This is a genomic window from Microcoleus sp. Pol17C6 (assembly GCF_036701145.1).
Lineage (GTDB): Bacteria > Cyanobacteriota > Cyanobacteriia > Cyanobacteriales > Microcoleaceae > Microcoleus.
In genome coordinates this window covers 1-1702 of the sequence record NZ_JAUBQH010000154.1, presented here as the reverse complement: position 1 = coordinate 1702, position 1702 = coordinate 1, and the positions used below count along the sequence as shown (strand labels likewise).

Annotated in this window: 1 protein-coding gene; it reads left to right on the top strand. The window is 42.8% G+C overall.

All coding sequences use genetic code 11. The features are described 5' to 3' along the window. Positions 1 to 89: 89 nt before the first annotated feature. Positions 90 to 1702, top strand: a 1613-nt coding sequence (ltrA, locus tag QUA25_RS29120) for a group II intron reverse transcriptase/maturase (protein ID WP_333043171.1), incomplete at its 3' end; no start/stop codon positions are given.

Genomic DNA, 1702 nt, shown 5'->3' with positions numbered 1-1702 from the left:
AAGGTTTCATCCTATTTTACCTTTTTTGGTCTACCCCCTTGACAATTTGCACTTTTTCTTAACTTGTCACAAATGACCTACGTCAAAGAATCTTCCGTGCCAGAAAACTTGGGCAGTTTAAGCAACTTCGTAGGTTGCAAAAGCTGTTAATCAAAAGCCACGCCAACCTATTGCTCAGTGTCAGACAAATCACACAAGTCAATGACGGAAAGCATACAGCAGGGGTAGATAAGGAGGTTTTAAATACCCCCAGCCAGCGCGTGAAACTTGTCAACGAGTGGAAAATGCCTCAAGCAAAACCCACACGGAGGGTGTACATACCCAAAGCTAATGGCAAGAAACGTCCTCTCGGAATCCCGACCGTGAGAGATAGAGTCGCACAAGCAATAGTTAAAAACTCACTAGAACCCGAATGGGAAGCAGTGTTTGAAGAACATTCCTATGGATTCAGACCTGGTAGAAGTTGCCACGATGCCATCGACCAGTGCTTCAAAAAGTGGGTACACGGGCATACCTGGGTTCTAGACGCTGATATCAAAGGCTTTTTCGACAACATTGCCCATCAATCCATTCTGTCCATGATAGAAACCTTTCCAAAAAGAGAAACTATCAAAGAATGGTTAAAAGCAGGGTTTACCGATAGTGGTGTCCATAACCCTACCGAGACAGGCACTCCTCAAGGTGGTGTGATAAGTCCGTTATTAGCCAATATCGGATTGCACGGGTTAGAACAATTCATTAAGCAATTCAACCCAAAGCTAGGCATCATCAGATATGCAGATGATTTCATCGTCACTGCAAAGGATAAACAATCCTTGGAACAAGTGCTTACCCCGATCAAGCAATGGTTATCCTCAAGAGGTCTAGAAATCAGCATTGAGAAGACATCATTGGTTCATATTGATGACGGATTTAACTTCTTGGGGTTCAATCTACGCCAATACAAAGGCAAATTATTAATAAAACCCCAGAAAGAAAAGGTACTAGCTTTCTGTAAAAAGGTAAAGGCAACTTTATCTAATATGAAAGCTCATACTCAAGAAGACGTTATCAAGGAGTTGAATCCGCTTCTCAGGGGTTTTGCTAACTACTACAGAGGAGCGGTTAGCAAAGAAACCTTCTCATACATAGAAAACCGTGTATGGCACTACCTCTGGTGTTGGGCTTCGCGTCGGCATCCCAACAAATCAGCAAAATGGGTTCAGAAGCGTTATTACGCAAGCTACCGAGGGAGAAATGGGACTTTCATGTGCAAAGGGACTGGTAGAAAGGGTAAGGAGAAATCCTATATCTTTTATAACATCAGTAGCACACCCATAGTCAGGCATATCAAAGTCAAAGGAAATTCCAGCCCTGATGACCCCTCACTCCGAGAATACTGGCAAAAACGAGCCACTGACTACGGGAAGAAATATTGGGCAAAAGGCAGTAAATATGAAGCCATAGCCAAACTCCAAAATTGGAGATGTCCTGTATGTGGTGACAGCCTCTTTAACGGAGAATCAATAGAAACCCATCACATAATACCTGTGGCTGAAGGTGGAACTGACGACTCAGAAAACCTAAAGCACTTACACAAAGCGTGCCATAAACAGGTACACAGTAAGACCAAGTTCACTGGCTTGAACCCACATTCCGCAGATGTGTGTGGAATTTTTTTATCAGTTGTAAAAAGTTGGAGTCAAAAAGTTTTTCCGTTTAA